This window comes from Kitasatospora sp. NPDC001683, assembly GCF_053596495.1.
The window spans coordinates 48,007-74,642 of record NZ_JBSFGK010000021.1; the positions used below are offsets into that span (position 1 = coordinate 48,007).

The following is a 26,636-nucleotide window of genomic DNA, read 5'->3' on the forward strand; positions in this document are numbered from 1 at the left end:
GGGAACACCGGCGACATAGGGCGGCGAAGGTGATCCGCTGCTTTGCGGCGGCGGGGTCCCGGGCCGAGAACGCGCCCCCAACCGGGCGCTTCGAGAGCCACGCGGGCACCTTCGCCGGCCCGACAGGGCGGCCCCGGGCTGCCACCACGTCACTTGACCACCCCGAACCGGCAGGAGTGATGCGACCATGCGCGAACCGTCCGTTCTCGGAGTCGGGCTCGGCTACCGACAGGAGCTGCGGGAGGCAATCCTCGACGCGGCCGACTCGATCGACTTCCTTGAGCTGATCACCGACCAATACATCGACATGCCACCGCACAAGGCGGTGGAGGCCCGCGAACTGGCCGACAGATTCCCGATCCTGCTGCACGGCGTCGACCTGTCACTGGGCACGGACCAGCCCCCCGACACCGAGTACGTCAAGAAGATCCAACAGCTGGCCGAGCGGACCGACCCCGAGTGGGTCAGCGACCACCTCTGCTTCACCCAGGTCCCCGGCCTCAACCTCGGACAGCTGACCCCGCTCGCGTTCACCCCGGAGACCACCGAGATCGCCGCTCGGAACATACGCCTGGTCGCCCAGGAGCTCGACCGGCCCTTCGCAGTGGAGAACATCTCGTACTACTTCCGTGTGCCGTGGTCCACCATGAGCGAGGCAGAGTTCATCACCGAAGTGGTCACCCGGGCCGACTGCCATCTGCTGCTCGACCTGACCAACGTGCTCAACAACGCGACCAACCTGGGGTTCGACGCCGCCGACTTCCTTGACCGGATCCCCTTGGAACGCGTGCTGCAGATCCACCTCGCCGGCGGCTACTGGCAGGACGGCGTGCTCCTGGACACCCACAGCCACCCCGTCCCGGCACAGGTCCTCGAACTGCTGCTCGACTTCGTCCCGCGCATGCCCGCCCTCAAGGCCGTGATGATCGAACGCGACCAGAACTTCCCACCGCCTGCAGAACTGCTTGCCGAACTCAACGGCATACGACAGGCCCTGGCGCCCGCCTGGCCGCCGGCCTCGCCACGCGGAGGCGGCAGGTGAGCGAGCACATGAGTGAACTTCAGCGTCAGCAGGCACTGGCGCGCTTCCTGACCGACCCCCGGGCCCGACAGGCCGTGCTGGCCGAGCAACCGGACCCACTCCCGTGGGCCGACCGCGAACTGAGGGATCGGCTGAGCGAACTGGACCAGCCGCGCACCTCGATGTACTCCCACCTGCTCCTGGTCAACCGCATGACGAAGGTCACCGATGCGCTCCCGCTGGTCAGCTGGGCCCTCGGGCAGCGCCTGTGGGAGCTGGCGCCGGAGTACAACACGTGCTGCCCGCCCCGCCGGCCGAAGAAGCAGGACGAGGCCTTGGCATTCGCCGGCTTCCTCCGCACGAAGCTGGGGTCCGACCTCAACGAACCGGCGTGGCTGGCCGACGTGCTGAGCTACGAGGTGGCGGTCCTTCGGATCCGTTTCTTCCCTGGCGGCCCGCCCGCCGGCGCCCTGCCGGCGGCGCCGACGTTCTCGCGGGAGGAGCTCCATCGGGTACGGCCCCGGCTCACCCCCGCCACCAGTCTGCTGGCCCTGGACCACGACCTGGAGGAGATCGGCGACTGCTTCGAGCGCGGCGAGACGCCGCCCCGAGCGCAGCGGCGCACGATGCTTCTGCTGCTGCAGGCCACACCCGAGGGCAGCGTTCACCAGGACGAGGTGAACCCGGCTGTTGCAGCCTTCCTCAGGGCCTGCTCCCCGGAGCGCACCCTGACCGAGGTGATCGAGCGGGTGGCCCGGGAGTTCCAGCCGGTCCCGCCGCCGGAAACGCTCCGGGAACAGTGCCTGGCGCTCTGCGCCCAGCTGGTACAGCGCGGAGTGCTCACGCTGCAGGCGGCCTGAACCCGGGCGGGCCGAGCGTCCCGCGGTCGGGTCCCGCCGATCCGCCGACGAGGCATCTGGCTCCGGGCTCCGTGGGCCACCGAGGTCGCCGTCCCCACCGACCTTGCAAGGGTCAGTCCGTCAAGGGTGAGCGGGTCACCGCTGCGATCGCGGCCCTGGTGGAGCGCTTGTCCGGGCTGGCGATGACGGTGCGCAGGTTCATCCCCGGCGAGGACCACACCGAGCAGCTCAACCACGTCACCCAGGCCATGCGCGACCTGCGCGAGGAGGAACGTCGAGGCCTGTTCGACTACCCCGGCGGCGACGACGAATACTCCGAAGCCCTCGAAGTCGTCGTCGACGAACGCCGCCGCCTTGCCATCACCGCGCTCGGGCGCGGAACGCCGCTGGCCGGCAACGCCGGCCTGGTGACCTCGTCCCTGGCGATGTGCGACCTGATCGCCGCATCGGGTGTGGCCTTCAGGGCGGTGGCCTGCCCGTCCTTCATGCACAACCTGCTCAACCAGGTCCGTGCGATCAAGGAACAGGGCAGGTTCTTCATGATGACCGACCCGGACCTGAAGGCCCCCGCGGTCGCCACACGCGACATCGCCGCCACCGCTGCGCAGCTGCTGCTCGACGACTCATGGCAGGGGGTCGGCCAGGTCGCCTGCCTCGGGCCCGAGGACCTGTCGCCCAACGACATGGCACGGATCATCTCCGAGGTCCTCGGCACCGAGATCGGCTACCAGCAGATCACGGGCGCGGCGTTCAAGGAGCGCATGGCCGGCTTCGGGATGACCGACGCGATGGCACAGGGCATGGTCGACATGTTCGACGCCAAGAACCAGGGCCTCGACAACGCCGAGGCGCGCACCGCGGAGTCGACGACCCCGACGACGTTCCGGCAGTGGTGCGCGGAGGTCTTCAAGCCGGCCGTGACGGCCTGAAATCCGCTGTCCACCACGTCACTTCGCCACTGATCGCTCTGTGCCGGCATCACTCGTCGGCGCAGAGCGATCAGTGGCCGGAAGCCCCGTGGGATCTGACGAACATGTTCGTGGCGAGCTTGTTCGTGACGAACATGTTCGTTACTGTGGGCGGCATGAACTCCCGGAACCCCGCACCGCGCAGTCGCCGTGAGCGGCCCGCCAAGCCCGCCCTGAGCTACGAGGGAATCGTCGCCACCGCCGTCGGCGTGATGCGGGCCGAGGGGCTGCAGCGGGTCACGATGCGGCGCCTGGCCCAGGAGCTCGATACTGGTCCGGCCTCGCTGTACGTGTACGTGGCCAATACCGCGGAGCTCCACGCGGCGATCCTGGAAGAGCTGCTCGGCGCGGTCGACCTCGGTCCGGTCAGTGCGGCCGGCGACTGGCGCGACCGGCTCGCGGCGGTCCTCGGCTCCTACACGCGGGTGCTGTTCGATTACCCCGGCCTTGCGCACTCGGCGCTGGTGGCCCGGCCCTCCGGGCCGAACTACCTGGGGCTGGTCGAGGCGCTCCTCGCGCTCCTGCACGAGGGCGGGATTCCCGACGCACAGGCCGCCTGGGGTGTGGACGTCCTGCTCCAGGTGGCCACCGCCACCGCCGCCGAGCAGTCCGTGCGGGACCGCGACATCGCCGCCGAGGACGAGCACGACGCGCTGGTGGACGCGCTGCGACAGGTCAGCGCTGAGACGTACCCGCGGATCGCGGCCCTGGGTGCCGACCTGGTCTCCGGAGCGCCTGAGCAGCGCCTGGCCTGGATCTTCCGCGCGGTTGTCAACGGTGTGCAGGCCACCCCCCGGCAGCCGGACTGATCGCAGCCGGCACCGCACCGGGTCATCCCGGCACCGGGTCATCCCGTTCCTGGTCGTCGAATCCCGTCGAATCGAGGTACCACCTTGACCACCACGACGCACCACTCCATAGCCATCGTCGGCGCGGGCCTCGGCGGCCTCACCCTCGCCCGCGTCCTGTACACCGCCGGAGTCGAGGCGGCCGTCTTCGACCTGGACGCCGACCGGCACGCCCGCACCCAGGGCGGCATGCTCGACATCCACGAGGACTCCGGCCAGGTCGCCTTGCGCGCGGCCGGACTGCACGAGGACTTCCTTCGGCTCGTGATGCCCGGCGGGGAGGCCATGCGGGTCCTGGACCGGCACGCCACCGTCCGCTTCGCGGAGAGCGACGACGCCTCCTCGCACACCCGACCCGAGGTCGACCGCGGCCGACTGCGTGACCTGCTCCTCGACTCCCTGCCCGACGGCATGGTCCGCTGGGGCGCGAAGGCCACCGCGACCCGCACGCTCGCGGACGGCCGCCACGAGGTGGCGCTCGCCGACGGCACCGTGTTCACCACCGACCTGCTGGTGGGTGCCGACGGTGCCTGGTCGAAGGTCCGCCCGCTGGTGTCCAGCGCGGTGCCCGCCTACACGGGGGTGTCCGTCGTCGAGGGCGACCTGCTCGACGCCGACACCCGTCACCCGCAGGCGGCTGCGATCGTCGGCGGCGGCATGCTCTTCGCGCTCGGTGGCGGCCAGGGTTTCCTCGCCCACCGTGAGTGGGACGGCAGCCTCCACGTCTACACCGCCGTCAGGATGTCGCCCGATTGGCTGGAGGGCATCGACTTCACCACCCCCGACGCGGCGAAGTCCGCGGTGCTGGAGCAGTTCGCCGACTGGCATCCCAGTCTGCGGGCGCTGGTCGCCGACGCCGACGGCCCGCTCGTGCCGCGGCCGATCGTCGCCCTGCCCGTCGGTCACCGCTGGGAGCACGTGCCCGGCGTCACGCTGCTGGGCGATGCCGCCCACGTCATGTCCCCGTTCGCCGGCGAGGGCGCCAACAACGCCATGCAGGACGCCGCCGGACTCGCCCGGGCGATCCTCGACCACCCCGGCGACACCGAGACCGCGCTCGTCCGCTACGAGCAGGCGATGTTCCCCCGCGCCGAGGCCGCCGCCGCCGACTCCGCCGCCAACCTCGCCCTGTGCTTCGCCGCCGACGCGCCCCAGGGCCTCGTCGACCAGTTCGCCTCCCGCCAGGAACAGTCCGCGTGAACCGCCCGACCAGCGAGGAGCTCACCACATGACCACCCCGACCCCGACCGGCCGGCAGGTGCTCCTGTGCCCCGGTGTCACCCTGGCCGTACGCGAGAGCGGGCACGGCGCCCCCGTCCTGCTCCTGCACGGCGGACCCGGCCCCGACAGCCTCACCCCACTCGCCGAGCACCTCGCCAACCGCCACCGCGTCCTGCTTCCCGTCCACCCGGGCTGGGACGACACCCGCCGCGTCCCCGAGCTCACCACCGTGGGCGACCTCGCCGAGGCGTACCTGGCACTGATCCGCCAGCTCGACGCACATCCGACGGCCGTCGTCGGCAGTTCCTTCGGCGGCTGGATCGCCGCCGAGATGGCCCTGCGCGACACCGGCCGACACCTCGACCGGCTCGTCCTCATGAACGCCATCGGCCCTGCCGTGCCCGGCCACCCGCTGTCCGTCCCCGGCCCACCGACCGGACCCAGCGGCAACGCGGCAGTGCGGCCCACCGGTGACAGCGAGAGCGAGGCACCGCGCCGAATCTCCTCGCCCGCCGGCCTGGCGGCGCTGCGCACGTACACGGGGCCCACGATGCAGGACGAGGGCCTGCTCGGCCGCCTCAAGGACGCAGGCCGGCCCGTGCTGGTCGTGTGGGGCGAGGACGACACGGTCGTCAGCCCCGACTACGGCCGCACCTACGCCGCCGCCTTCCCCGACGCACGCTTCGTGCCCATCCCCGGCGGGGGCCACCTGCCCATCCGTGAGCAGCCGGCCGCGACCTTCGCCGCCATCGACGGATTCCTCGACGCGCTCGCAGCCCCGAACACGCCCTGACCGGGACGGGTGGACCCAACCTGCTCGGACGGATCGAATCCACCTGGGAGCAGCGGAAGTTGGCCTCATCCCCGAGCCCGGCTTCGACTTCGTCGTGTCCGAGAAGTGCGGCGCCACCGGGGAGTGCGATCGGTACGCATCGGCGTACGGCGGCCGGGTCCTGGACATCGAGTACGGCGACGCCTCCTTCGTCAGGGTCGCCAAGGCGTGCGACGGCTGGAAGTCGTCGATGTCCGTGGGCTGGTGCGATCGCGACCTCACCGCCCCCGGCGACTCGAAAGTGCGTCTACCGGAAGTGCGCGTGACGCAGCTACCGTGCCCGCTGTGTGCACCTTCCTGGCGAACGCGCCAGCGACAAGGTCCCGTTCGGTGACGCGGCGAGCAGCCGGTTGCCCTGGGGCGGGCACAGTGCCCATTCGGTGGCAGCATCGCACTGTCCGGCGGATCGCCAGGCTCCAGGCCATGAGCAAGGCCCCCCGCCTTGACGGTCCGGGCCTGCCTGACCCGTCGGGAGCCCGGCTGTGGACCCGGCGAGTTCCCTCACGCAGACGAGGAAGAGTGCACCGCCCCATGTTCGGACCGAAGCGTGGCACTGATGGAACATCAGTGCCACCTCAACGACGAGGAGCCCTGACGGTGACGAAGAAGCGCGGCTCCGACGGGACGTTCGCCTTCGAGGTCCTGGAATCAGGCGGCGCGCAGCTCGGGTTCGACCTCTTCCGCGGCAGCTGGGAAGCACAGGTGGACGAGGAGTATCCCGCACCCGCCTTCGCGCCCGGCGCCGCGGGCGACTTCCGGATCAGCGTGCGCGCCGTCAAGGTTCACGACCTGGTGATCGCCGATGTTCGCGGCGCGTCGATCACCGGCACCAACCGCGGCACCCCCGGCGACCACGACGATCGGGTGCTGATGCACGTGGTCCGGCCCCGCTTACGGAGCTTCAGCAGGTCTCGGGCCAGTGAGGTCGTCGGGCGGGCGGGAAACCTCATGCTCCAGCGCGGCGGCTTGCCGGCCTCGGAGGAGGCCGGGCGCATGTCGGCGAAGGTGCTGATCATGCCGGCGTCCGTGCTGGGGCCGCTGATCCGCGACCGACTGGTCACCGGCTCGGTGGCATCGGCTGAGGCGCGCCTGCTCCTGGCCCACATGAGCCTGGTCAGTGAGGCCTTCGCGGGTCTCACACCGGGCGGTGCACGGGCCGCGCACGATGCTCTGATCGAATTGGTCAAGGGGCTGCTGAGGGGCCAGGCCGACAGCACCGAGCCTCAGCCGGCCCTCGTACTGGCCCAGGCAGCGAAGGAACTGGTGGACCGGCGAGTAGCCGACGCGGAGCTTTCGCCGTCGATGCTGGCCAGCGAACTCAACGTTTCCTTACGGACCCTGCACCGGGCCTTCGCGGCGGCCGGCGAAAGCGTCGCCGCCTACGTCCGTCGCCGCCGGCTCGAACAGGCCCGAAGCCAACTGGCCGAGCTGACAGGCCAGTCCAGCGTCTCGGAGATCGCCGCCCAATGGCACTTCGCCGACAGCAGCCACTTCATCAGGGCCTTCAAGCGTCAGTACGGCCAGACACCCGGTGAGTTCGCCCGTCAGGCCGGCGGCCAGGACGCGAGCAGTGAGGCCGTTCACCGCCAGGCCGCCCTGCCGATTCCGTTCCCGTCCATTGGCGCCGGCGGTGCGGCGCGGGGCTGACGTCCGCCGAAACCGCCCGCTTCTCGTCCGGGTCATGAGCCGCCATGAGATGAGCCCGCTGTGCCGTGGCGCTGATGTTCCGCCCGCCTGGCACTGCCGTACAAGCCCGCGCGGTGCCGTCCGACCTAGCGTGAGCGACCAGAAGCAACGGCCCGCGTCCCGTCGCGAACCCGATGGACCGGCCAGGCCCCATACCCGCGACAACACGGGCAGGGCCCGGGTGAACCGGACCCCGCCCCACATCCTTACGAACGAGAGGACTCCCCGTGCGCATCCCCCGGCTCATCGCCGCCGGCGCCCTTGCCGGAAGCCTGTTGCTGCTCACCGCGCCGGCCCACGCCGCCACCGCCCAGACAACCGCCGTCACCGCCTACGGCTACAACGACAACGACGACGGCAACGGCAACTCCGGCACCGCGCGGATCTCATACCCGCAGATCCACACCCAGGCAACCGAGGGCAGCGGCAGTTACGACGACCCGGCCACCTTCGCCACCGATCCCAACGAGTACCCTCCCGGCACCATCATCTACGTCCCCCACCTGCAGAAGTACTTCATCATGGAGGACGGCTGCGTGGAGTGCACTGCGGACTGGCAGAACGGTGTCCACCACGTCGACCTGTGGATGGGTCCGGCCGCCCCGCAGCCCGAACCCGCCCTCGCCGACTGCGAGAAGTACGTCACCCGATCCTCCGCCGACATCCTCGTCAGCCCGGACCCGGGCCTGCCCGTGGACACCACCCCGATGTTCGCGGACGGCCAGTGCACGGCCGTCATCCACTGACGCCCGCTCATCTCGACGACCAGGGCGGCGAGGACGCGACTGAAGGCGCCCTACAGGACCCGAACGAACGGCCTTGCCGGCCCGGTCATCCCCCTGGAGTGACTCATGCTCTCACGACGCACCTTCCTCGCCGCCTCCGCAGCCGCGCTCACCACCCCGGCCTGGCTGTCCGGGCTCGCCTCGCCGACCGCTGCCGCCGTGCCCCTGCCGATCACGCTGCGGAACAACTCCGCTTCCAACGCCGCCGTCTACGCCTACATCTCCGGTACGGACGCCGGTGGGTGGCCCGGCTTCGTTGGACCGGACGGAGTCTTCAACCGGCTGCCGAGTCCTTCATCGCCCCTCACACCCGCGCCCGACCACTCCATCGCGTTGGGCCCATCCGGCAGTTCCACCACGCTTACCCTGGCCGAATACGTGATCGGCGGCCGCGTCTGGTTCTCGGTCGATCAGAAGATCCAGTTCTTCGTCAATCCGCCGAGCGGTAGCGGGGCGCCCGACCTGGTCCAGCCCGGGTTCACCAGCTCCGACCCCAACTGGCTGACCGACTGGACCTTCTGCGAGTTCACCTACGACAGCGCGAACCTCTACGCCAACATCAGCTACGTCGACCTCGTCGCCTCCCCCATCTCCCTGCAGACGACCGGCAGCGCCGGTCTGCAGACCGTCAGCCCGCTCCCCGCCGGTGCCCTGACCTCCATCGCTTCCGGGCTCATCGCCCAGCACGCGAGCGACGGCGCACCCTGGGACACCCTCGTAGCCACCGGCAGCAGCGGCGCCGTGCTCCGGGTCATGTCCCCCATGCACTCCACCGCCGACTTCGGCGGGTACTGGACCCCCTACCTCGACCAGGTGTGGAGCCGCTTCGCAAGCACACCACTGACGATCAACACCCGGTCCCTCGGCACGTTCACCGCAACGGTCTCGGGAGGCGTTCTGACCTTCTCAGGCCTGGAGGACAATGGCGTGGCCTTCACGATGCCGAGCGCCGCCGACATCTTCAGCTGCAACGGCGGACCGCTGTACAACTCCGGTGGCGACGCCCGCTCCGCCGTGGCCGCCCGCCTGGGCGCCGCGCTGAACCGAAGCACCCTGCTACTCGCCGGAGGCGAGAACCAGCCCGACGGCGTTACGGCCTCGCAGTACTACACGGATGCGATCACCAACCACTACGCCCGGCTCGTCCACCAGTACGCGTCCATCGGCTACGCCTTCCCGTACGACGACGTCGGCCCCACCGGGAGCGCGCCCGTCGACGGACACGTGCAAGACCCCGCGCCGACCTCCTGGACGATCTCCCTCGACACCACCGTCACGGGCTCCGGCGCCGCCGCGGCGACCCGGGCGACCGGGTCGCAGACGCGCTCGCTCCCGCCGCTGCTGCCGCAGCGCACGGACGGCTGAACCGCGACGGCCGGTGAGGCGCCGCCACCTTTGCCCGGGTCTCATCCTCCGCTCATCCGGCATCGGTGACAGTGAAATCGTGCTCGGCACCACCCGGCAGGGAAGCGGCCGCCACGTATTCACCATCCGAAGGATCGGAGGAGTCGATGATGCGCTCACCACGAGCAACGAGCAGTGTGACAGTCACGGCCATCACAGCGGTGACGATGTTGTCCCTCATCGCGGGGGGCGCACCGCGCGCCCTCGCGGCGAACGACGACAGCCCGCGTCCGATGGCTCGCGCCTCCGCGGTGGCGGCTGCCCCGACCGCCGGTTCGATCTCCGATTCGGATCCCGGCCAGAAGCAGGTGGACCCGCCTTCGGCGGGCGCGACGTTCGACTACCAGATCGGAAAGGCCTATCCGGCCCCCGATGGCGTCCGCGTGGTCTCCCGGGACAGCGGCGCGAGCCCCCAGCCCGGGCTCTACAACGTCTGCTACATCAACGCGTTCCAGTCCCAGCCCGGCGCCGAAGGCTGGTGGCAGAGCAATCACCCCGACCTTCTGCTGCGCGATGCCGACGGCGGATTGGTCATCGACAAGGAGTGGAACGAGCCGCTGCTGGACATCTCCACCGACGGCAAGCGCGCCGAGCTCGCGGAGATCGAGTACGGCTGGATCGACGGCTGTGCCGGCAAGGGATTCCAAGCGGTCGAGCCCGACAACCTCGACTCGTACGGACGATCGAGCGGCTTGCTCGACCCGTCGCACGCCGTCGCCTTCGCGACACTCCTCGCCCAGCGCTCCCACGCCGACGGCCTGGCGATCGGTCAGAAGAACACCGCGGAACTCCTCGACCGCCGTCAGGAGATCGGCTTCGACTTCGCCGTGTCCGAGCAGTGCGGCGCCACCGGGGAGTGCGGTCAGTACGCTTCGGCGTACGGCGGCCGGGTCCTGGACATCGAGTACGGCGAAACCTCCTTCGCCAAGGCGTGCGACGGCTGGAGGTCGACGATGTCCGTGGTTCGGCGCGATCGCGACCTCACCGCCCCCGGCGACTCGAAGTACGTTTACCGGCAGTGCTCGTGACGCGGCCAACGGAAACGGCGGTGTGCCCGTCCGGTGCCTTCGACACCACGGAACCAGACGACGCGCAGCTCGGTTTCGACCTCGTCCGCGGCAGCTGGGAAGCACGGGTGGGCGAGGCGTATCCCGCACCCGCCGTCACGCCCGGGGTAGTGAGCGACTTCCGGATCAGCGTGCGCGCCGTCGAGGTTCACGACCTGCTGCTCGCCGATGTCCGCGGCGAATCGCTCACCGGCACCAACGGCGGCATCCCCGGTGATCGCGACGATCGGGTGCTGATGCACGTGGTCCGCCACCGGCCACGGAGTTCCAGCAGGCGTCACGGCGAGGTCGTCGTGCGGGCGGGGCGCTTCATCCTCCGACGAAACGGCCCGCCGACGTTCGAGGAGACGCGGCGCATGTCGGCGAAGGTGCTGATCGCGCCGGCGTCCGTGCTGGGGCCGCTGATCCGCGAGCGACCGGTCACCGGCTCGGCGGCATTGCCCGAGGCGCGCCTCCTCCTGGCCCACATGAGCCTGGTCGCCGAGACCTTCGCGGGTCTCACACCGGTCGGCGCGCAGGCCGCACATGACACTCTGGTCGAGTTGGCCAAGGGAGTGCTGAGAGGGCGGGCCGACAGCACCGAGCCCAAACTGGCCCTCGTACTGGCGCAGGCGGCGAAGGAGTTGGCAGACCGGCGACTCGCCGACCCGGAGCTCTCCCCGTCGATGCTGGCCCGTGAGCTCAACGTTTCCGTACGGACCCTGCACCGGGCCTTCGCGGAAACCGGGGACGGCATCGCCGCGTACGTCCGGCGCAGCCGGCTCGAACAGGCACAACACCAACTGACCGATCCGGCGAGCCAGTCGAGCGTCTCGGAGATCGCCGCCCGCTGGCACTTCGCCGACAGCAGCCATTTCATCCGAGCCTTCAAGCGTCAGTACGGCCGGACACCCGGTGAGTTCGCCCGCGCGGCCGGCGGCCAGGACCGGGGCACGGGGAACAACTCGTCCGCCTGAGCTCCGTGATTCGCCGTCAGTCCGCCTCGGCGTGTGGTGGCGCTGATGTTCTGCCGGGCCTGGCGCTGGCGTACAAGCCCGCGCGGTGCCGCCCGGCCTAGCGTAAGCGACCAGAGGCAACGGCCCGCGCCCCGCCCCGAACCCGGCGGATCGGCCGGGCCCCGTGCCCGCGACAGGCGATGGACAACCATCAGACGAACCGTCAACCAGCAATGAGGAGAACCTTGATGCGTATCGGCACCTCCCTGAAGCGACTGTGCACCGCCGCCACCGTAGGCGTGGTGCTGCTGGCCATACCCACCGCCGCCTCGGCGGCCACGCCCGACGTGGTCACCGAGACGGCGACCGGCGCGGGCAGCCAGTCCTTCGCCCTCACGATCGACGACGGCCCGAGCCCGACCTGGACGCCCCAGGTGCTCGACGTGCTCAAGGCGCACGGCGTGCACGCGACCTTCTGCATGATCGGCGACCACGCCGCGGCCTACCCGGACCTGGTCCAGCGGATAGCCGCCGAGGGCCACCGTCTGTGCAACCACACCATGCACCACATCAACCTGACCACCCAGAGCCCGGACCAGCAGCGGGCCGACATCCAGGCCGCCTCCGACGCCATCCACGCGGCGGTCCCGGGCGCCAACATCGACTACTTCCGCGCGCCGGAGGGCGCCTGGACCGCCGATGCGACCCAGTACGCCGCCCAGCAGGGCATGCAGCCGATCGGCTGGTCGGTGGACACCGAGGACTGGCGCACCCCGGGTGTCGACACCATCTTCCAGAACTACAAGCGGCAGTTCAGCGGCGGCGGCGTGATCCTCATGCACGACGGCTCGCAGGAGAACGACCGCAGCCAGAGCGTCGCGGCGATGGACCAGATCCTCAGCGACCTGGCCAACAACAACTTCACCGACGACGTTCCGGCCGTTCGCTGACCGCCCGCTTCCGGCCACCCACAGGTCCCGTAGCGCCCGGGCGGATCCGTGTCCTCGGGCCTCGCGCACCGCGCGGGGCCCGAGGGGGACGAGAGTAGCTGGGCCCCGGCCGTTCCTGTCCTTCTCCACGTGCGCCGCGCCCGGCCCACTCCACGAACACTCCCGATCGGAGCGCATCATGCGCCGTATCCGCGTACAGTGCCTCATCGCGGCCGTCGCCGCCTCGGTGGTCCTCGCCGGTTCGGCCGCGCTCGCCGGCCGTCCCCCCGCGGCCGCCGTGGCACAGCGCGCCTCCGCTGACGGCGGGATGACGGATGATCAGCACCGCCGGGCCGACCAGCTGATCAGCATCTTCGAGAACAGCACGACCGAGATCCAGTACGGCTATGCGCAGGACCTCGGCGACGGCCGGGGCGTGACGGCGGGCCGGGCCGGCTTCACCACGAGCGACGGCGACGCGCTCCAGGTGATCCAGGCCTACACCGGTCTGGTGCCGGACAACCCGCTCGCCCGGTTCATCCCCGAACTCCAGCGACTGGCCGCCGCCGGCAGTGCCGACACCTCGGGCCTGCCCGAGGCCGACTACCTCGCCGCCTGGCAACAGGCGGCAAACGACGCGGTATTCCGCCAGGTGCAGGACGAGCAGGTCGCCCAGCGGTACTTCGCCCCCGCCATGGCCGACGCCGGCCAGCTCGGCCTCAGCACCGCGCTGGCCCGCGCCGAGCTGTACGACGCCTCGATCCAGCACAGCAACGGCAGCGCGTACGACGCACTGCCCGCGCTCATCAGCCGGACCGACGACAAGGTCGGCGCGCCGGCCGCCGTGGGCGAGGCGGCATGGCTGGACGCGTTCTTCGACGTCCGGATCGACGACCTGCTGAACCCCGCCAACTCCGCCACCAAGGACGAGTGGTCGAAGTCGGTCGACCGGGTCGAGTGCTTGCGCCGGATCGCCCGGAGCGGCAACCACAACCTCGACGGCCCGCTCACCGTCACCGCCTTCGGCTCCAGCTACACCCTCGCCTGATCCCCGAGGTCACCCGACCGGCCAGCAGGCGCACTTCACCCTCGTCACCCTCGCGACCACGGGTCCCGCGCCGACCGGGCCGAGCCACCGGACGGCCCCAGCCGCAGGCCCACCGACGCAACCACCACTCCCGAACTCACCATGAAGGAAGACCATGCCCCGATCGAACCGCATACGTCTGTGGGCCGGCAGCCTGCTCGCCGCCGGATCACTCACCCTCCTCGCCGCCGGTCCCGCCACCGCCGACGTCCCCGTCGACCAGCCGGTCGACGGCACCGCGACCTACTACAACGACGCCGGCAACGGAGCCTGCGGCACCCCCATCAACGCCTCCACAGACCTGCTGGTCGCCGTTCCCGCCGCCTACTGGACCGCGGCCAACCCGAACAGCGACCCGCTCTGCCAGGGCGTCTCGGTGCAGGTGACCTACAACGGCACCACCATCACCGTTCCCGTCGCCGACAAGTGCCCCACCTGCGACCCCGCCCACATCGACCTCAGCGCCCCCGCCTTCCAGCAACTCGCCGACCCCAACCTCGGCGTCATCAACGTCACCTGGACCTTCGTTCAGAACAACGGCAGTTGAGCACCGCGCCCACTCCGGCGACAGCGGTCCCGTCGAAGCCGCGCAGGCCGCTCCCCGGGGTCGTTGCCGTTCCGCTGGACGAGTGGCTCGCCCCGGGCGCGGTACGGGTGGCCCTGAACGCGGTCGAACCCGGCATCTGGGCCTGAACGCGGTTCAGGTAGTGTCCGTTTCACCCGAGACGGCCTCGTAGTACCTCGCAGTACGTCGTACACCGGACGCACCGCGCACGCGTCCGCGTGCCGCCCAGCCCGCACGTTCGTCCGTGTCCGCTGGAACCGGGCAGCCCCCGTCCCCGGGGCTGCCCGGTGGGAGCCCGAGGAGCATCCCGTACGCAGGCCACTGTCCTACGACCGACACGATCGTGCCGTGACCGGGCGCATCCCACCCTGGTGGAGTGCGACGAGGAGGGCGGCCGCCGTCGCAACGGCAGCTGGGACGGCGTGGTTGGTCCGGGCCCGCCTCACGGGTGCGGCCCGCCCGGCCGAGCGTGAGGCCGATCTCGGCCCGGTAGGCTCACCTGTCGTGCGCGTACTGGTGATCGAAGACGATGCGGACCTGGCCCCGGTGGTCGTGCGGGGGCTGCGGGAGGCGGGGTTCGCCGTCGACCTGGCCGGTGATCTGGCCGAGGCCGACCTCAAACTGGCCGTCAACGGCTACGACTGCGTGGTGGCCGACCGCTCCCTGCCGGACGGGGACGCGCTCACGCTGGTCGCTGCCCTGCGCAGGGCGGGCTCCAGCCTTCCGGTGCTCCTGCTCACCGCGCTGGACGCCGTCGCCGACCGGGTGGCCGGCTTCGAGCACGGCGCCGACGACTACCTCGTCAAGCCGTTCGCGTTCGCCGAGCTCAACGCCCGGGTGCGGGCGCTGTGCCGCCGGGACCAGCCCGCGCGGCTGCCCGAGCTGCGGGTCGGCGAGCTGGACCTCGACTTCCCCCGCCGCCGGGTGCGCCGCGCCGGTGTGCTGCTCACCCTGACCGCGAAGGAGTTCGCGGTCCTGGAGGTGCTGATGCTGCGGGCCGGCGAGGTGGTCACCCGCAGCGAGCTCATCGAGCGCTGCTGGGACGAGCACACCGAGCCGCTGTCCAACGTCGTGGACGTCCTCATCGGCCAGCTGCGCCGCCGACTCGGCCCGCCCGAACTCATCGAGACGGTCCGCGGCGCCGGATACCGCCTCGCCGATCCGGCCGATCGCCCGTGACCGGGCGTACGCCCGCCGTCGCACGCCTGCACCGCGTCCGGTGGGCGATGACCCTGCTCTTCGCCGCCACGACCGCGGCCTGCCTGGTGGTGCTCGCCGCCATCGCCGTCCACACCGACAGCCAGTCCCGTGCCCGCGGCCTGGACGACACGGTGAGCCACGGCGCCGACGGCCTGGCGCGCGTCCTCTACTACGACGACAGCGGAGTACTGCGCCTCGACGGCATCTACGACGACAGCCTCGCCGATCACGCCATGGCCCTCGGCGTGATCCAGGCCGCCCCGGGCGCGGCTCCGCAGCTGCGCCACGCCCAGCCCGCGCGAACCGCCCTGCCGGAGCAGACCCGGCTGGAGGAGCTCTGGCGGACGGTCCAGCAGGAGCAGGAGACCGTGGTGGTCACCGCCCCCACGGCCGACGGCCGTTCGTACCGCTGGGCCGTGGCCCCGGTCTGGGACGGCAAGATCCTCGGCTCCGCCGTCCTGGTCGGGGCAGACCCCGCGCGCGGCGAGGCGGACCACGCGCGGCTGGTCGAGTGGCTGGCCGCCGGCTGCGCCGCGCTCGTGCTGGTGGCGGCCGCAGTAGGCCACCTGCTGACCGGGCGCGCCATGCGACCCGCCCTGCGCGGACTCGAACAGCAGGAGCAGTTCCTCGCCGAGGCCGCGCACGAACTGCGCACACCGCTGGCCACCCTGCGTCTGGTCGTGGAGCACGGAACCACCGCCGAGGGCGGGGCGCCGGCCGCCCTGAACGAGGCGGTCCGGCTGGTCGACCGGCTGGGGCGCCTGGTCACCGGACTGCTGGCCCGGGCCAGGGCCGAGGCGGGCACCCAGGAGATCGAACGCACCCCACTGCGCCTGGACCAACTCGTCGAGCAAACCGTGCAGGAGCTGCCGGACCCGGCCGGGGTGACGGTCAGCGCCGAGGCGGTCGTCGTCGAGGGGGATCCCGAACTGCTGGCCCAGGCGGTCCGCAACCTCGTCGAGAACGCCCTCCGCCACGGCGGCGGCACTCCGGTCGAGGTCACCGTCACCGCCGGCCGGGTCGCGGTGCGCGACCACGGCCCCGGCGTGCCCGCGGGGGAGGGCGAGCGGGTCTTCGAGCGCAGGGTCGCCGGAGCGGGGAGCACCGGTACCGGCACGGGACTGGCCATCGTGCGCTGGGTGGCCGAACTCCACGGTGGCACCGCCCGTTTGTCGCAGGCTTCCGGCGGCGGGGCCGTGGCCGAGCTGTGCCTGCCGGAGCGGACGAGCAGCTGAACCGCGAGGGCCGGCCGGGCGCCGGCGACACCGTTCCGGCGCCTCATGCTCCGCTCATCCGGCGTCGGACACAGTAGAGCCGTCCACTCGTCCGGGCCGTGGCCCGGTGTCGGTCGCGGCGACCGGGGCAGGGACGGTTTCCCGCATGAACTGGAGCATTGATCGTGCATGTGAGCAGGGTTCTCTCCCGGCGCTCGGTCGTGGCGCTGACGGCATCAACCGTCATCGCCTCGTTTCTCACCACCGCCTGTTCGGGCGGCGGGAGTTCCGAGGAGGCGCCCTCATCGTCCCAGGGGACACCGGCCGCGACCGGCGCGCCTTCGGGCGAACCCGGCGGGCGACCGTCCCAGGTGACGCTTCCCCCGGTGCACGCGGGCATCGACTACCAGCTCGGTGGTCCCTCCACCCCCGCGCCGGGTGTGACCGTCCTCGCCCGTGACCACACGGCGCCGCCCGCGCAGGGCAGCTACAACATCTGCTACCTCAACGGCTTCCAGGCCCAGCCCGGTGCGGAGAAGGAGTGGGAGGCCGACCTGCTGCTCCGTGACCAGGCCGGGAAGGTCGTCATGGACAAGGAATGGGGGGAGGCGATGCTGGACATCCACACCGAAGCCAAGCGCAAGCGGATCGGGCAGAAGCTGAACACCTGGATCGACGAGTGCGCGGCCAAGGGATACCAGGCCGTCGAAGCCGACAACTACGACACGTACACCCGGGCGCCGGACGGGCTGCTGACCGCGGACGACGCCAAGGCGTTCCTGTCCCTGCTCGCGGCGCACGCGCACGAGAAGGGCTTGGCCGTCGGTCAGAAGAACACCCCGGAGCTCGCCCCGGCCCGCAAGGAGGTCGGCGCCGACTTCGCGGTGGCGGAGGAGTGTGGCCAGTACAACGAGTGCGGCGACTACACCGCCGCGTTCGGCGACCATGTGATCGTGATCGAGTACACCGACTCCGGCATGAAGACCGCGTGCCGAGGCTGGGGAGACAGGATCAGCATCGTGCGGCGGGACAAGAAGCTCGTGCCCGCAGGCAGTGTGGGACACCTCCGCCAGACATGCGGCACGTCCTGATCCCCGAGAGCGAGGCCGTGAGGGGCGTGGGGCGCGGGACACGGGTCGCGGCCGGGCTGGGAGTCGCCTTGGTGCTGGCGCTGACAGGCTGTGAGCTGCCCGCGAGCCCGTCCCCGCCTCCTTCCTCCCCGTCCTGGCAACTGGCGTGGTCGGACGAGTTCGACGGTGCGGCCGGCGCCGCGCCAGACCCGGGCAAGTGGGGCTTCGACCGCGGCGGCGAGCCGCAGTGGGGCAACGACGAGTGGCAGTACTACACCGACCGGCGCGAGAACGTGTCGCTCGACGGATCCGGCAACCTCGCGATCACCGCCCGGAGGGAGAGCCTGCCGGGGATGGCGCCGTGCGAGGCGGGAACCTGTGACATCACTTCCGGCAGGATCACCACCAAGGAGCGGTTCGCCCGCGCGTACGGGCGGTTCGAGGCCCGGATCCGCGTTCCCACGGGGTCGGGGCTGTGGCCGGCGTTCTGGATGACGGGTGCGGACATCGACCAGCACCCGTGGCCCGCCAACGGCGAGATCGACGTCATGGAGGTCCTTGGCAACGATCCCGCCACCGTCCACGGAACGGCACATGGTCCCGGAAGCGGGGACAGCGGCATCGGCGGCAGCATCGGGCTCCCCGCCGGGGCGCGGCTCAGCGACGGCTTCCACACCTACTGAGCGGCTCGGACCATGACCGCCCGCCCCTCCCGGTCGGCGGCGGGCGGGCTCCGGCGGGCCCGGGGCATTCCCCCCGGGAGTGGCGGTGCCGGGGGATTCCCGCCCCGGTCGGCGGGCGGCAGCGCGGTCCCCGCCGGGGTGAGCGCCACCGAGCGCCGGTCGCGGTCGAACAGCCGCACCCCGAGGTCGCGTTCGAGTGCCTTGATCTGCTGCGACAGCGAGGGGCCGGCGATCAGCAGGCGCGTGGCGGCCCGGCCGAAGTTCAGTTCCTCGGCGACCGTGACGAAGCACCGCAGTCGGCGCAGCTCCACGCCCCACATGCTACGAGCGCTGGGAGGCTGCGCCCATCAGCAGGAAGGGCGCCGGTCGTGGCGCCCGGTCCGGTGACGGACGCACGATGAACACAGGGCGGCGCACCGCACGGCGGAGCGCCCCGCAGCGCCCCGCCCACTCACCGAGCACCCCTGTACGGAGCCTGACATGATCCAGTTCCCGCACGAAGCCCTGAACGAGTTCCTGGTCGAGATCACCACCACCGTGCCCGAAGGCACCCCCGCGGAGGAGGTCGACCGCCGCCGCGCCGCCGAGGCCGTCCGCGCCCGCGAACTGGCCGCTGCCGGCCGCCTGGCGAGGCTGTGGCGCCCGGTCGGCGAGCTGCGCAGCATCGGCATCTGGCGGGCCGCAGACGAGGACGAGCTCCGCGAGAAGGTGCTCGGCACCCTCCCGCTGCGACCGTGGATGACCCTCACCGTGACCGCCTTGGAATCCCACCCCAACGACCCGGCCCGCTGGGCGCCGTCGGGCTGCTCCTGAGGCCGTTGACCAGCGTCGCACCCTGGTTGACCCTGGCCGCGGCTACCGGGCCCGTACTGCCGCGGATCGGGGCGAGAGGCGTGCACTCGACTCGTGGAGACCGCCGGATCGCCCCTACCACGGCGCTCCTGCTCGTTGCGGCCGTCACCGTCGCGCTCGCTACGACACGGCGGTGACCCGGGCAGGCGGAGGCGGGCGGCAGTGGGCCGAGCCCGCTGGTCGGGGGCGTCTCAGCCGCCGTCCCGGACCGCGGTGAGGCACTGCTCGTAGAGGTCCGCCGGAGCCGCAGCACGTCGGAGGGTCTCGGCCGCAGCGGTGACGTCACCCCGGATGTCGAGGCGATCGGGCCGAGCTGGCCAGGGCGGCCGCTGGTGATGGTTCGCTGGCCGCCAAGCTTTGGTAATGATTTCCATCTCGCTCTCGAAGTAGCTGGTTATGAAAACCGTTTCCATCTATGGTGATGCCGTCCAACGGAGCCGGACCCCGCCCAGACGGCGGATCCGGCAGGTTTCGAGGAGCAATCCGCCATGCGTGTCGTCCCGTTCAGCAAGCCCCGCCGCCTTCCGAGAATCGTGCTCGGTGCGGCCGCGGTCGCAGCCCTCGTCGCGACCAGCGCGTGCTCCACCAGCTCGCCGGCGAAGAGCACGTCCGCGGGGTCGAGCGGCACCGCGAGCTCGAAGGTGATCCAGGTCGTCGCGGCGGAGAACTTCTGGGGCTCGATCGCCACCCAGCTGGGCGGGGACCACGTGAAGGTGACGAGCGTGATCACCAACCCGGACACCGACCCGCACTCGTACGAGCCGACCGCCGCCGACGGCCGCACGGTCGCGGGCGCGGACTACGTGATCAGCAACGGGATCGGCTACGACGCCTGGTCGGACAAGCTGCTGTCCGCGAACCCGGCCTCCGGTCGCACCACGCTGAAGGTCGGTGACCTGCTGGGCAAGAAGGAGGGTGACAACCCGCACCAGTGGTACTCGGCGGACAGCGTCACCAGGGTGATCGACCAGATCACCGCCGACTACAAGAAGATAGACCCGGCCGACGCGGCCTACTTCGACACCCAGAAGAAGACCTTCACCACCCAGACGCTGGCCAAGTACAACCAGCTCGAAGCCGACATCAAGGAGAAGTACGCGGATACCCCGATCGGCGCGTCCGAGTCGATCGTCACCCCGATGTCCGAGAGCCTGGGCCTGAAGATGCTGACGCCCGAGACGTTCCTGGACGCGGAGAGCGAGGGCACGGACCCGACCGCCGCCGACAAGGCCGCCATCGACCAGCAGATCTCCGGCAAGCAGATCAAGATCTACATCTACAACACCCAGAACTCCAACCCCGACGTCGTGGCCCAGGTCAACGCCGCGAAGGCGCAGGGCATCCCGGTCGCCCAGGTCACCGAGACCCTCGCCCCGGCGGGTGCCACCTTCCAGGACTGGCAGACGCAGGAGCTGCAGGGCATCGCGGACGCGCTGAAGCAGGCGACGGGCAAGTGAGCATCCACCCGATCGAACGGGTCCGTAGCGAGATGGGCCGTACCGAGATGGAGCGCAACGCGCCCGGTGGGGAGTCGGTGCTGTCGCTGCGCGGTGCGGCCGTGCGCGTGGGCGGGCGGACCCTGTGGTCGGGTGTCGATCTGACCGTGGGGGCCGGGGAGTTCACCGCCGTCCTCGGCCCCAACGGCGTCGGCAAGTCCACCCTCGTCAAGGTCCTGCTGGGGATCCTCCCGGCGGCGGCCGGCGAGGTCCGCGTTCTCGGCGCGGCACCCGGGGAGCGGAGCACCGCGGTGGGCTACCTGCCGCAGCGCCGCAACTTCGACGCGAGCGTCCGCATCCGTGGGGTGGATGTGGTGCGGCTGGGCCTGGACGGGGATCAGTGGGGGATCCCCGTCCCGGGCCTGGGCCGGGCGAAGCGCCGGGCGGCGCGTGAACGTGTCGAGCAGGTCATCGAGTTGGTCGGCGCAGCCAAGTACGCGCACCGGCCGATAGGGCAGTGCTCGGGCGGTGAGCAGCAGCGGCTGCTGATCGCCCAGGCGCTGGTTCGGCGTCCGCGCGTGCTGCTGCTGGACGAGCCGTTGGACAGCCTGGACCTGCCCAACCAGGGCGCGATCGCCGGGCTGTTGGGCCGGATCTGTCATGAGGAGGGGGTGTCGGTGGTGATGGTCGCGCACGACGTCAACCCGATACTCCATCACCTGGACCGGGTGGTCTACATCGCCGAGGGCGGCGCCGTGGCCGGCACCCCGGCCGAGGTGATCACCTCCGAGACGCTGACCCGGCTGTACCGCACGCCCGTCGAGGTGCTGCGCACGAGCGACGGCCGACTGGTGGTGGTCGGGCAGCCGGAGGCCCCGGCCGTCCACACCGACCGGCACGGCGGGGGAGGCCGGGATGATCACTGATGTCGTTCCGCTGGCCTCCGACGCGACTTCGCCGGTGTTCTCCTGGAAACTCCTCGCGGACTTCCAGGACATGTGGTCCTACCTGTACATGGTGAACGCCTTCGGGCCGGGCTGATCGTGGCCGTGGTGTGTGCGGTGGTGGGCTGGTTCATGGTGCTGCGCCGGCAGACCTTTGCCGGACACACGCTCTCGGTCGCGGCCTTCCCCGGTGCCTCGCTGGCCGTCCTGGCCGGTTTCTCCACCTCGCTCGGCTACTTCGGATTCTGCGTAGCCGCGGCTCTGGTGATAGCAGCGATGCAGCGCGAGGGCCGGGACGGCGGCGCGGAGGAGTCCGCCGTCACCGGTACGGTCCAGGCGTTCGCGCTGGCCTGCGGCTACCTCTTCATCAGCCTGTACAAGGGCCTGCTGGAGGGGCCGACGGCGCTGCTGTTCGGCGACTTCCTGGGCATCACCACCGGCCAGGTGGTGACCCTGGCGGTCGTCGGCGCTGTGGTGCTGGCGGTGCTGGCGGTGATCGGGCGCCCGTTGCTGTTCGCCTCGGTGGATCCGGAGGTGGCGGCCGGGCGGGGCGTGCCGGTGCGGCTGCTGGGCACGCTGTTCCTGGTCCTGCTGGGCGCGGCCACGGCCGAGGCCAGCCAGATCACCGGCACGCTGCTGGTGTTCGCGCTGATGGTGATCCCCGCCGCGACCGCCCAGCAGCTCACCGCCCGGCCGGGGCTGAGCCTGCTGCTGTCGGTGCTCCTCGCTATGGCGGCGTGCTGGGCGGGACTGATCGCGGCGTACTACCAGCCGTACCCGCTGGGCTTCTTCGTGACGGGCTTCGCCTTCGCCGCCTTCGTCCTCGCCCACCTGTTCCGCTTCGCCCGCGAGGCCGCCGGCCGTCGGGCGCCACTACAGATGGGGAGTGCCGCATGAGTACGGTCATCAGCCAGGCGTTCTTCCAACACGCCCTGCTCGCCGGGACGTTCATCGCGCTGGCGTGCGGTCTGGTGGGCTACTTCCTGGTGCTGCGCGCCCAGATCTTCACCGGTGACGCGCTCAGCCACGTCGCGTTCACCGGCGCGATGGCCGCCCTGGCCGGCGGATACGACCTGCGCCTCGGGCTGTTCGCCGCGACCATCAGCGTCGGCCTGCTCATCGGCGGTCTCGGCCGCCGGGGCCGGGCGGACGACGTGGTGATCGGCAGCGTCTTCGCCTGGATCCTCGGCCTGGGCGCGTTCTTCCTCACCGTCTACACCACCTCGCGCAGCGGCGCCCAGGGCGGCGCCGGAACGAGCGTGCTGTTCGGCTCGATCTTCGGCCTGCACGGCAACCAGATCACCGTCGCGGTCGCCGTCGCGGGCGCGGTCTGCCTGATCGTGCTGCTGATCGCCCGGCCGCTGCTGTTCGCCACCCTGGACGAGGCCGTGGCTGCCGCCCGCGGAGTGCCGGTACGGGTGCTGGGCTTCATGTTCCTCGCGCTGGTCGGCGCCTGCGCCGGCGAGGCCACCCAAGCCGTCGGCTCGCTCCTGCTGCTGGGACTGCTCGCCGCCCCGGCGGGCGCGGCGATCCGACTCACCGACCGCCCGTACCGCGCGCTCGCGCTGTCCGCCGCGCTCGCCGTCGCGGAGATGTGGGGCGGCCTGCTCCTCAGCGCGGCGGCGCCGAAGCTGCCGCCGAGCTTCGCGATCATGGCGGTCGCCACCGCCGTGTACGCGGCCACCTTCCTCGTCCGCCCGGCCCGCGCCGCCCACCCTGCGACGGCCTGACCAAGCGGGGAAACGGGGGAGAGGATGACCGACACGAAGCCGACCGCCTTCGCCGACGCCGCCGAGCGGGCCGAACGCCGTCGGGCCAACGGCACACCCGTTCGTCCCGCAGCCGGTGACGTCGAGCTGATCGGCCGGCCGACCCCGCGCCGCGCCGAGGTCCTCCAGGCGCTGGCCGAGTCCGAGGAGTTCGTCAGCGCCCAAGTGCTGTACGCCAGACTGGTCCAGGCCGGCTCGCGGGTGGGCCTGAGCACCGTCTACCGCACCCTGACCGCCCTCGCGAAGGTCGGCCGAGCCGACGTCGTGCGAGACGCCAACGGTGAGCGGCTGTTCCGCTACCGGCCCGGCCCCGATCACCGGCACTACCTGATCTGCCGCGAGTGCGGCCTCAGCCGGCCAGTGGACTCGACCGCCGTCGAGGCCTGGGCCGAGCACATCGCCGAGATATCCGGCTTCGGCGAGGTCCACCACACCGTCGAGCTGGCGGGCATCTGTCCCAACTGCCGTACTGCCGGCTGACCAGCGGTCGGCCCCGACCAAACTTCCCTACCGAGGAAGGCACTCGCCATGCCCAGACCGGCCTCCCCGCGCCTCGCGGCGCTGTCGAGCGCGCTGAAGAACCAGACCCGCGAACTGCTCGCACTGGCCGACGACGACATCGTCATGATCCGCCAACTCGACTGCACCGAACCGGGATGCCCACCGGTGGAGACGGTCGTCGCTGTGCTGCCGCCCTCGGGTGCCACGCGCCGCTGGACGCTACACCACCCCCTGGACGAGATCACCCCCGAACTGCTCGCAAGCGCCCTGGCCGAACCGCCGGGCGCTCCGGAAGGAGAATGACCATGACCACCCCCGAGACCGAGCCGATCGAGGCTGCGACGACCGAAGACGGCCGGGTCCCCGTCACGGTGCTGACCGGCTTCCTCGGCTCCGGCAAGACCACCCTGCTCAACCGCATCCTCACCGAGCAGCACGGGCTCCGAATCGCCGTCATCGAGAACGAGTTCGGCGAGGTCGGCGTCGACGACGCCCTCGTGCTCGATGCCGAGGAGGAGATCTTCGAGATGAACAACGGCTGCATCTGCTGCACCGTGCGCGGAGACCTCATCCGCATCCTCGGCGCCCTGATGCGCCGCCGCGAACGCTTCGACCGCATCGTCATCGAGACCACCGGCCTCGCCGACCCCGCCCCCGTCGCCCAGACCTTCTTCATGGACGACGAGATCTCCTCCCAGCTGCGCCTGGACGCGATCGTCACGCTGGTCGACGCCGCCCACGTCCTCGAGCACCTCACCGAGGTCAAGCCCGAGGGCGTCGAGAACGAGGCCGTCGAGCAGATCGCCTTCGCCGACCGGATCGTGCTCAACAAGACCGACCTCGCCACACCGGAGCAGATCGCCGAGGTCACCTCCCACATCCGCGCGATCAACGCCCTGGTGGAGATCATCCCGGCCCAGCAGGCCAAGGTGAACCTAGAGCGGGTGCTCGACGTGCACGCCTTCGACCTCGACCGGGTCCTGGAGGGCGACCCGACGTTCCTCACCGAGACCGAGCACCAGCACGACACCACGGTCACCTCGGTCGGCATCGACCTGGAGGGCGAGTTGGACGAGGAGCGCCTGAACTCCTGGCTCGGGCAGCTGCTGCGCACCCGGGGCGCGGACATCTTCCGCTCCAAGGGCATCCTCGCCATCGAAGGGGAGGACCGGCAGTACATCTTCCAGGGTGTCCACATGCTGCTGGAGGGCGAGAACGGCCGCGAGTGGCGCGCGGGCGAGACCCGCCGCAACAAGCTGGTCTTCATCGGCCGCAACCTCGACCGCGAAGCCCTCAACGCGGGCTTCGCCTCCTGCCTCGCCGGAGTAGCCGCATGACCATCGCCACGTCGAATGCCCTGTGGACCACGGAGGTCGACGACGCGCCGGTCGCCGTCGCCACCGGCGGTGGCCTGGTCGCGATCGCCGGCGCGGCCGGGACGGCGTGGATCCTGGACGCCGCGGAGGGGTTCCCGGTGGGAACGGTGACCCTGCCGGGCGGCCTGCTCGCGCTGGAGTTCTCCCCGGACGGTGCCCACCTCGCGCTGGCCGGTCCGGCCGGGTACGGCCTGTGGCGGCGCTCGGACGGCCGTTTCCTCGGCTCGGAGACCGGTTCCTGGTCGGCTGCCGTGAGGTGGGCCTCGCCGGACCGGGTCGCCGTCGCCACCGGTCGCCGGGTGCACGTCCTGGACCCCGACGGCGTCCGCCAGTGGGGCACCGACCTCGCGCCGAGCACCGTGACCGACCTGGCCTGGCTGCGGGACGGCCGACGCCTCGTCAGCTCCGCCTACGGCGGCGTCCGCTGCCACGAGCGGCACAGTGCGCAGCCGGTTGCCGAGTACAAGTACGTGGGTTCCCACCTCGCCATCGCCCTGAACCCGAACGGCCGTTGGATCTGCACCGGCAACCAGGACGCCAGCATCCACATCTGGCGCACCAGGGACGGCGACGAACTCACCATGCACGGCTATCCCGACAAGATCGCCCGCCTCGCCTTCGACGGCACCGGCCGCTGGCTCGCCTCCGACGGCGCCCCCGACATCACCGTCTGGGACTTCTCCGGCAAGGGCCCCGCCGGCACCAAGCCCCGCGCGCTGCGTGCCCACGAGACCGTCACCGCCCTCGCCTGGCGGCCCGGCAGCGGCGCGATCCTGGCCAGCGCCGGAGCCGAGCAGAAGGTCGCGCTGTGGCGGGCCGACGGCGGACGAGCCGGGGCGCTGCTCAGGCCCGTCCACGAACGCGAACTGCCGGAGCCGGTCACCGCACTCGCCTGGGCGGAACCGGACGTGCTGGTGGTCGCGGACTACGAGGGGCGGGTGGAGGCATGGCCGATGCCGGACGACCTGAGCCGGTGACCCTACGGCCAGGAGGGCGGCCGTGCACGGTGGTCGTCTGCCGCGGCTGCTGCTGCGGCAGTGTCCGCAAGCACACCGGAACCGACCACGATGGCCAACTCGCCCGGCTCCGGGCGGCGGCGGAGGAATCCGGCGGCGCGCTGGTGGTCCGGACGACGGACTGCCTGGACGCCTGCCTCCAGTCCAACGTCATCGTCGTCCAGCCCTCCAGTCACGGCCGCACCCGCGGCGGCCGTCCGGTCTGGCTGGGGTGGGCGCTCGACGACGACAGCATCGCCCTCATCCTCGACTACGCGCTCGCGGGCGGGCCCGGCCTTGCCGAACTGCCCGCCGCCCTTGATCTGCAGCGCATCACGCCGCCTCGGACGCCCGCCATCACCCGGCGCAGTTGAGGCCCTCGGCTGCT

The 26,636-nt window shown here is 71.2% G+C and carries 31 protein-coding genes and 1 pseudogene; 30 read left to right on the plus strand and 2 right to left on the minus strand.

Annotation, left to right across the window (positions count from 1 at the left end; genetic code table 11):
• Positions 1-187: 187 nt before the first annotated feature.
• The 10 genes from ACWCYO_RS14120 (at position 188) to ACWCYO_RS14165 (ending at position 9,586) form a co-directional block, all read left to right on the plus strand.
• Positions 188-1,042: a DUF692 domain-containing protein gene (locus tag ACWCYO_RS14120; RefSeq protein WP_270149044.1), complete on the plus strand. Its 855-nt coding sequence runs from the start codon at positions 188-190 to the stop codon at positions 1,040-1,042.
• 8 nt (positions 1,043-1,050) lie between these two features.
• Complete coding sequence (locus tag ACWCYO_RS14125) at positions 1,051-1,881, plus strand: PqqD family protein (RefSeq protein ID WP_449784394.1); 831 nt, start codon at positions 1,051-1,053, stop codon at positions 1,879-1,881.
• Between the two features lie 158 nt (positions 1,882-2,039).
• A complete protein-coding gene (locus ACWCYO_RS14130) occupies positions 2,040-2,810 on the plus strand; it encodes an NmrA family NAD(P)-binding protein (protein WP_449784395.1) in 771 nt (256 codons plus the stop codon).
• A 155-nt stretch (positions 2,811-2,965) separates the two neighbouring features.
• A complete protein-coding gene (locus tag ACWCYO_RS14135) occupies positions 2,966-3,658 on the plus strand; it encodes a TetR/AcrR family transcriptional regulator (RefSeq protein ID WP_449784396.1) in 693 nt (230 codons plus the stop codon).
• 84 nt (positions 3,659-3,742) lie between these two features.
• Positions 3,743-4,897, plus strand: coding sequence for an FAD-dependent oxidoreductase (locus ACWCYO_RS14140; RefSeq protein WP_449784397.1), 1,155 nt, complete (start codon positions 3,743-3,745; stop codon positions 4,895-4,897).
• 28 nt (positions 4,898-4,925) lie between these two features.
• Positions 4,926-5,711 carry an alpha/beta fold hydrolase gene (locus tag ACWCYO_RS14145; RefSeq protein WP_449784398.1) on the plus strand — a complete coding sequence of 262 codons (786 nt, stop codon included), beginning with the start codon at positions 4,926-4,928 and terminating at the stop codon, positions 5,709-5,711.
• Complete coding sequence (locus ACWCYO_RS14150; RefSeq protein WP_333493521.1) at positions 5,638-6,084, plus strand: endo alpha-1,4 polygalactosaminidase; 447 nt, start codon at positions 5,638-5,640, stop codon at positions 6,082-6,084. The genes ACWCYO_RS14145 and ACWCYO_RS14150 overlap by 74 nt, the downstream gene beginning before the upstream one ends.
• A gap of 263 nt (positions 6,085-6,347) precedes the next feature.
• Complete coding sequence (locus tag ACWCYO_RS14155) at positions 6,348-7,397, plus strand: helix-turn-helix domain-containing protein (RefSeq protein WP_270149053.1); 1,050 nt, start codon at positions 6,348-6,350, stop codon at positions 7,395-7,397.
• Positions 7,398-7,663: 266 nt separating this feature from the next.
• A complete protein-coding gene (locus tag ACWCYO_RS14160) occupies positions 7,664-8,182 on the plus strand; it encodes a hypothetical protein (protein ID WP_449784399.1) in 519 nt (172 codons plus the stop codon).
• A 105-nt stretch (positions 8,183-8,287) separates the two neighbouring features.
• The gene (locus tag ACWCYO_RS14165) at positions 8,288-9,586 is read left to right on the plus strand and encodes a beta-1,3-glucanase family protein (RefSeq protein ID WP_333493522.1); all 1,299 of its coding nucleotides are present in this window, start codon (positions 8,288-8,290) and stop codon (positions 9,584-9,586) included.
• A gap of 52 nt (positions 9,587-9,638) precedes the next feature.
• Here the strand turns inward: ACWCYO_RS14165 and ACWCYO_RS14170 are convergent, their stop codons facing one another.
• Complete coding sequence (locus ACWCYO_RS14170; protein WP_449784400.1) at positions 9,639-9,806, minus strand: hypothetical protein; 168 nt, start codon at positions 9,804-9,806, stop codon at positions 9,639-9,641.
• 52 nt (positions 9,807-9,858) lie between these two features.
• On the opposite strand from ACWCYO_RS14170, the gene ACWCYO_RS14175 reads away from it, so the two are divergent.
• From ACWCYO_RS14175 to ACWCYO_RS14215, 9 genes are all read left to right on the plus strand, one after another.
• The gene (locus tag ACWCYO_RS14175) at positions 9,859-10,653 is read left to right on the plus strand and encodes an endo alpha-1,4 polygalactosaminidase (protein ID WP_449784401.1); all 795 of its coding nucleotides are present in this window, start codon (positions 9,859-9,861) and stop codon (positions 10,651-10,653) included.
• Positions 10,644-11,648: a helix-turn-helix domain-containing protein gene (locus tag ACWCYO_RS14180; RefSeq protein WP_449784402.1), complete on the plus strand. Its 1,005-nt coding sequence runs from the start codon at positions 10,644-10,646 to the stop codon at positions 11,646-11,648. Before ACWCYO_RS14175 ends, ACWCYO_RS14180 begins: the two co-directional genes overlap by 10 nt.
• Before the next feature lie 227 nt (positions 11,649-11,875).
• Positions 11,876-12,577 (plus strand): polysaccharide deacetylase family protein, encoded by a 702-nt coding sequence (locus tag ACWCYO_RS14185; RefSeq protein WP_270149063.1) that lies wholly within the window; start codon positions 11,876-11,878, stop codon positions 12,575-12,577.
• Positions 12,578-12,755: 178 nt separating this feature from the next.
• A complete protein-coding gene (locus ACWCYO_RS14190; RefSeq protein WP_449784403.1) occupies positions 12,756-13,604 on the plus strand; it encodes a chitosanase in 849 nt (282 codons plus the stop codon).
• Between the two features lie 154 nt (positions 13,605-13,758).
• A complete protein-coding gene (locus tag ACWCYO_RS14195; RefSeq protein ID WP_449784404.1) occupies positions 13,759-14,190 on the plus strand; it encodes a cysteine/serine endopeptidase inhibitor in 432 nt (143 codons plus the stop codon).
• Between the two features lie 522 nt (positions 14,191-14,712).
• On the plus strand, positions 14,713-15,387 hold the full coding sequence (locus ACWCYO_RS14200) for a winged helix-turn-helix domain-containing protein (protein WP_270149069.1): 675 nt from the start codon (positions 14,713-14,715) through the stop codon (positions 15,385-15,387).
• Positions 15,384-16,643: a sensor histidine kinase gene (locus ACWCYO_RS14205; protein WP_270149071.1), complete on the plus strand. Its 1,260-nt coding sequence runs from the start codon at positions 15,384-15,386 to the stop codon at positions 16,641-16,643. Before ACWCYO_RS14200 ends, ACWCYO_RS14205 begins: the two co-directional genes overlap by 4 nt.
• Before the next feature lie 170 nt (positions 16,644-16,813).
• Entirely contained in the window at positions 16,814-17,713 is a 900-nt protein-coding gene (locus tag ACWCYO_RS14210) for an endo alpha-1,4 polygalactosaminidase (protein ID WP_270151397.1), read from the plus strand.
• Between the two features lie 71 nt (positions 17,714-17,784).
• Complete coding sequence (locus tag ACWCYO_RS14215) at positions 17,785-18,375, plus strand: glycoside hydrolase family 16 protein (RefSeq protein WP_449784405.1); 591 nt, start codon at positions 17,785-17,787, stop codon at positions 18,373-18,375.
• A 104-nt stretch (positions 18,376-18,479) separates the two neighbouring features.
• On the opposite strand, the pseudogene ACWCYO_RS14220 reads toward ACWCYO_RS14215, so the two are convergent.
• Positions 18,480-18,695: pseudogene (locus ACWCYO_RS14220) on the minus strand (LysR family transcriptional regulator); the annotation flags it as partial.
• 184 nt (positions 18,696-18,879) lie between these two features.
• On the opposite strand from ACWCYO_RS14220, the gene ACWCYO_RS14225 reads away from it, so the two are divergent.
• The 11 genes from ACWCYO_RS14225 (at position 18,880) to ACWCYO_RS14275 (ending at position 26,622) form a co-directional block, all read left to right on the plus strand.
• Positions 18,880-19,188 carry a muconolactone Delta-isomerase family protein gene (locus ACWCYO_RS14225; protein ID WP_270151398.1) on the plus strand — a complete coding sequence of 103 codons (309 nt, stop codon included), beginning with the start codon at positions 18,880-18,882 and terminating at the stop codon, positions 19,186-19,188.
• Between the two features lie 527 nt (positions 19,189-19,715).
• Positions 19,716-20,684, plus strand: coding sequence for a metal ABC transporter solute-binding protein, Zn/Mn family (locus tag ACWCYO_RS14230; RefSeq protein WP_449784406.1), 969 nt, complete (start codon positions 19,716-19,718; stop codon positions 20,682-20,684).
• Positions 20,681-21,589 (plus strand): metal ABC transporter ATP-binding protein, encoded by a 909-nt coding sequence (locus tag ACWCYO_RS14235; RefSeq protein WP_270149077.1) that lies wholly within the window; start codon positions 20,681-20,683, stop codon positions 21,587-21,589. The genes ACWCYO_RS14230 and ACWCYO_RS14235 overlap by 4 nt, the downstream gene beginning before the upstream one ends.
• Complete coding sequence (locus tag ACWCYO_RS14240) at positions 21,579-21,704, plus strand: hypothetical protein (RefSeq protein ID WP_449784407.1); 126 nt, start codon at positions 21,579-21,581, stop codon at positions 21,702-21,704. The genes ACWCYO_RS14235 and ACWCYO_RS14240 overlap by 11 nt, the downstream gene beginning before the upstream one ends.
• Before the next feature lie 11 nt (positions 21,705-21,715).
• A complete protein-coding gene (locus ACWCYO_RS14245; protein ID WP_449784408.1) occupies positions 21,716-22,504 on the plus strand; it encodes a metal ABC transporter permease in 789 nt (262 codons plus the stop codon).
• Positions 22,501-23,337 (plus strand): metal ABC transporter permease, encoded by an 837-nt coding sequence (locus ACWCYO_RS14250; RefSeq protein ID WP_449784409.1) that lies wholly within the window; start codon positions 22,501-22,503, stop codon positions 23,335-23,337. Before ACWCYO_RS14245 ends, ACWCYO_RS14250 begins: the two co-directional genes overlap by 4 nt.
• Before the next feature lie 24 nt (positions 23,338-23,361).
• Positions 23,362-23,856 carry a Fur family transcriptional regulator gene (locus ACWCYO_RS14255; protein WP_449784410.1) on the plus strand — a complete coding sequence of 165 codons (495 nt, stop codon included), beginning with the start codon at positions 23,362-23,364 and terminating at the stop codon, positions 23,854-23,856.
• 48 nt (positions 23,857-23,904) lie between these two features.
• Positions 23,905-24,180, plus strand: coding sequence for a hypothetical protein (locus tag ACWCYO_RS14260; protein WP_449784411.1), 276 nt, complete (start codon positions 23,905-23,907; stop codon positions 24,178-24,180).
• A 2-nt stretch (positions 24,181-24,182) separates the two neighbouring features.
• The gene (locus tag ACWCYO_RS14265) at positions 24,183-25,214 is read left to right on the plus strand and encodes a CobW family GTP-binding protein (RefSeq protein WP_449784412.1); all 1,032 of its coding nucleotides are present in this window, start codon (positions 24,183-24,185) and stop codon (positions 25,212-25,214) included.
• Entirely contained in the window at positions 25,211-26,230 is a 1,020-nt protein-coding gene (locus tag ACWCYO_RS14270) for a WD40 repeat domain-containing protein (protein WP_449784413.1), read from the plus strand. Before ACWCYO_RS14265 ends, ACWCYO_RS14270 begins: the two co-directional genes overlap by 4 nt.
• The gene (locus ACWCYO_RS14275; RefSeq protein WP_449784414.1) at positions 26,200-26,622 is read left to right on the plus strand and encodes a (2Fe-2S) ferredoxin domain-containing protein; all 423 of its coding nucleotides are present in this window, start codon (positions 26,200-26,202) and stop codon (positions 26,620-26,622) included. The genes ACWCYO_RS14270 and ACWCYO_RS14275 overlap by 31 nt, the downstream gene beginning before the upstream one ends.
• Positions 26,623-26,636: the final 14 nt, after the last annotated feature.

Bases quoted from the DNA above. Each gene is read 5' to 3' on its own strand.
- ACWCYO_RS14120 (WP_270149044.1), top strand. From the start codon at position 188: ATGCGCGAACCGTCCGTTCTCGGAGTCGGGCTCGGCTACCGACAGGAG.
- ACWCYO_RS14125 (WP_449784394.1), top strand. From the start codon at position 1,051: ATGAGTGAACTTCAGCGTCAGCAGGCACTGGCGCGCTTCCTGACCGAC.
- ACWCYO_RS14135 (WP_449784396.1), top strand. From the start codon at position 2,966: ATGAACTCCCGGAACCCCGCACCGCGCAGTCGCCGTGAGCGGCCCGCC.
- ACWCYO_RS14145 (WP_449784398.1), top strand. From the start codon at position 4,926: ATGACCACCCCGACCCCGACCGGCCGGCAGGTGCTCCTGTGCCCCGGT.
- ACWCYO_RS14165 (WP_333493522.1), top strand. From the start codon at position 8,288: ATGCTCTCACGACGCACCTTCCTCGCCGCCTCCGCAGCCGCGCTCACC.
- ACWCYO_RS14170 (WP_449784400.1), bottom strand. From the start codon at position 9,806: ATGAGGGACAACATCGTCACCGCTGTGATGGCCGTGACTGTCACACTG.
- ACWCYO_RS14175 (WP_449784401.1), top strand. From the start codon at position 9,859: ATGGCTCGCGCCTCCGCGGTGGCGGCTGCCCCGACCGCCGGTTCGATC.
- ACWCYO_RS14185 (WP_270149063.1), top strand. From the start codon at position 11,876: ATGCGTATCGGCACCTCCCTGAAGCGACTGTGCACCGCCGCCACCGTA.
- ACWCYO_RS14190 (WP_449784403.1), top strand. From the start codon at position 12,756: ATGCGCCGTATCCGCGTACAGTGCCTCATCGCGGCCGTCGCCGCCTCG.
- ACWCYO_RS14195 (WP_449784404.1), top strand. From the start codon at position 13,759: ATGCCCCGATCGAACCGCATACGTCTGTGGGCCGGCAGCCTGCTCGCC.
- ACWCYO_RS14230 (WP_449784406.1), top strand. From the start codon at position 19,716: ATGCGTGTCGTCCCGTTCAGCAAGCCCCGCCGCCTTCCGAGAATCGTG.
- ACWCYO_RS14240 (WP_449784407.1), top strand. From the start codon at position 21,579: ATGATCACTGATGTCGTTCCGCTGGCCTCCGACGCGACTTCGCCGGTG.
- ACWCYO_RS14250 (WP_449784409.1), top strand. From the start codon at position 22,501: ATGAGTACGGTCATCAGCCAGGCGTTCTTCCAACACGCCCTGCTCGCC.
- ACWCYO_RS14255 (WP_449784410.1), top strand. From the start codon at position 23,362: ATGACCGACACGAAGCCGACCGCCTTCGCCGACGCCGCCGAGCGGGCC.
- ACWCYO_RS14260 (WP_449784411.1), top strand. From the start codon at position 23,905: ATGCCCAGACCGGCCTCCCCGCGCCTCGCGGCGCTGTCGAGCGCGCTG.
- ACWCYO_RS14265 (WP_449784412.1), top strand. From the start codon at position 24,183: ATGACCACCCCCGAGACCGAGCCGATCGAGGCTGCGACGACCGAAGAC.
- ACWCYO_RS14270 (WP_449784413.1), top strand. From the start codon at position 25,211: ATGACCATCGCCACGTCGAATGCCCTGTGGACCACGGAGGTCGACGAC.
- ACWCYO_RS14275 (WP_449784414.1), top strand. From the start codon at position 26,200: ATGGCCGATGCCGGACGACCTGAGCCGGTGACCCTACGGCCAGGAGGG.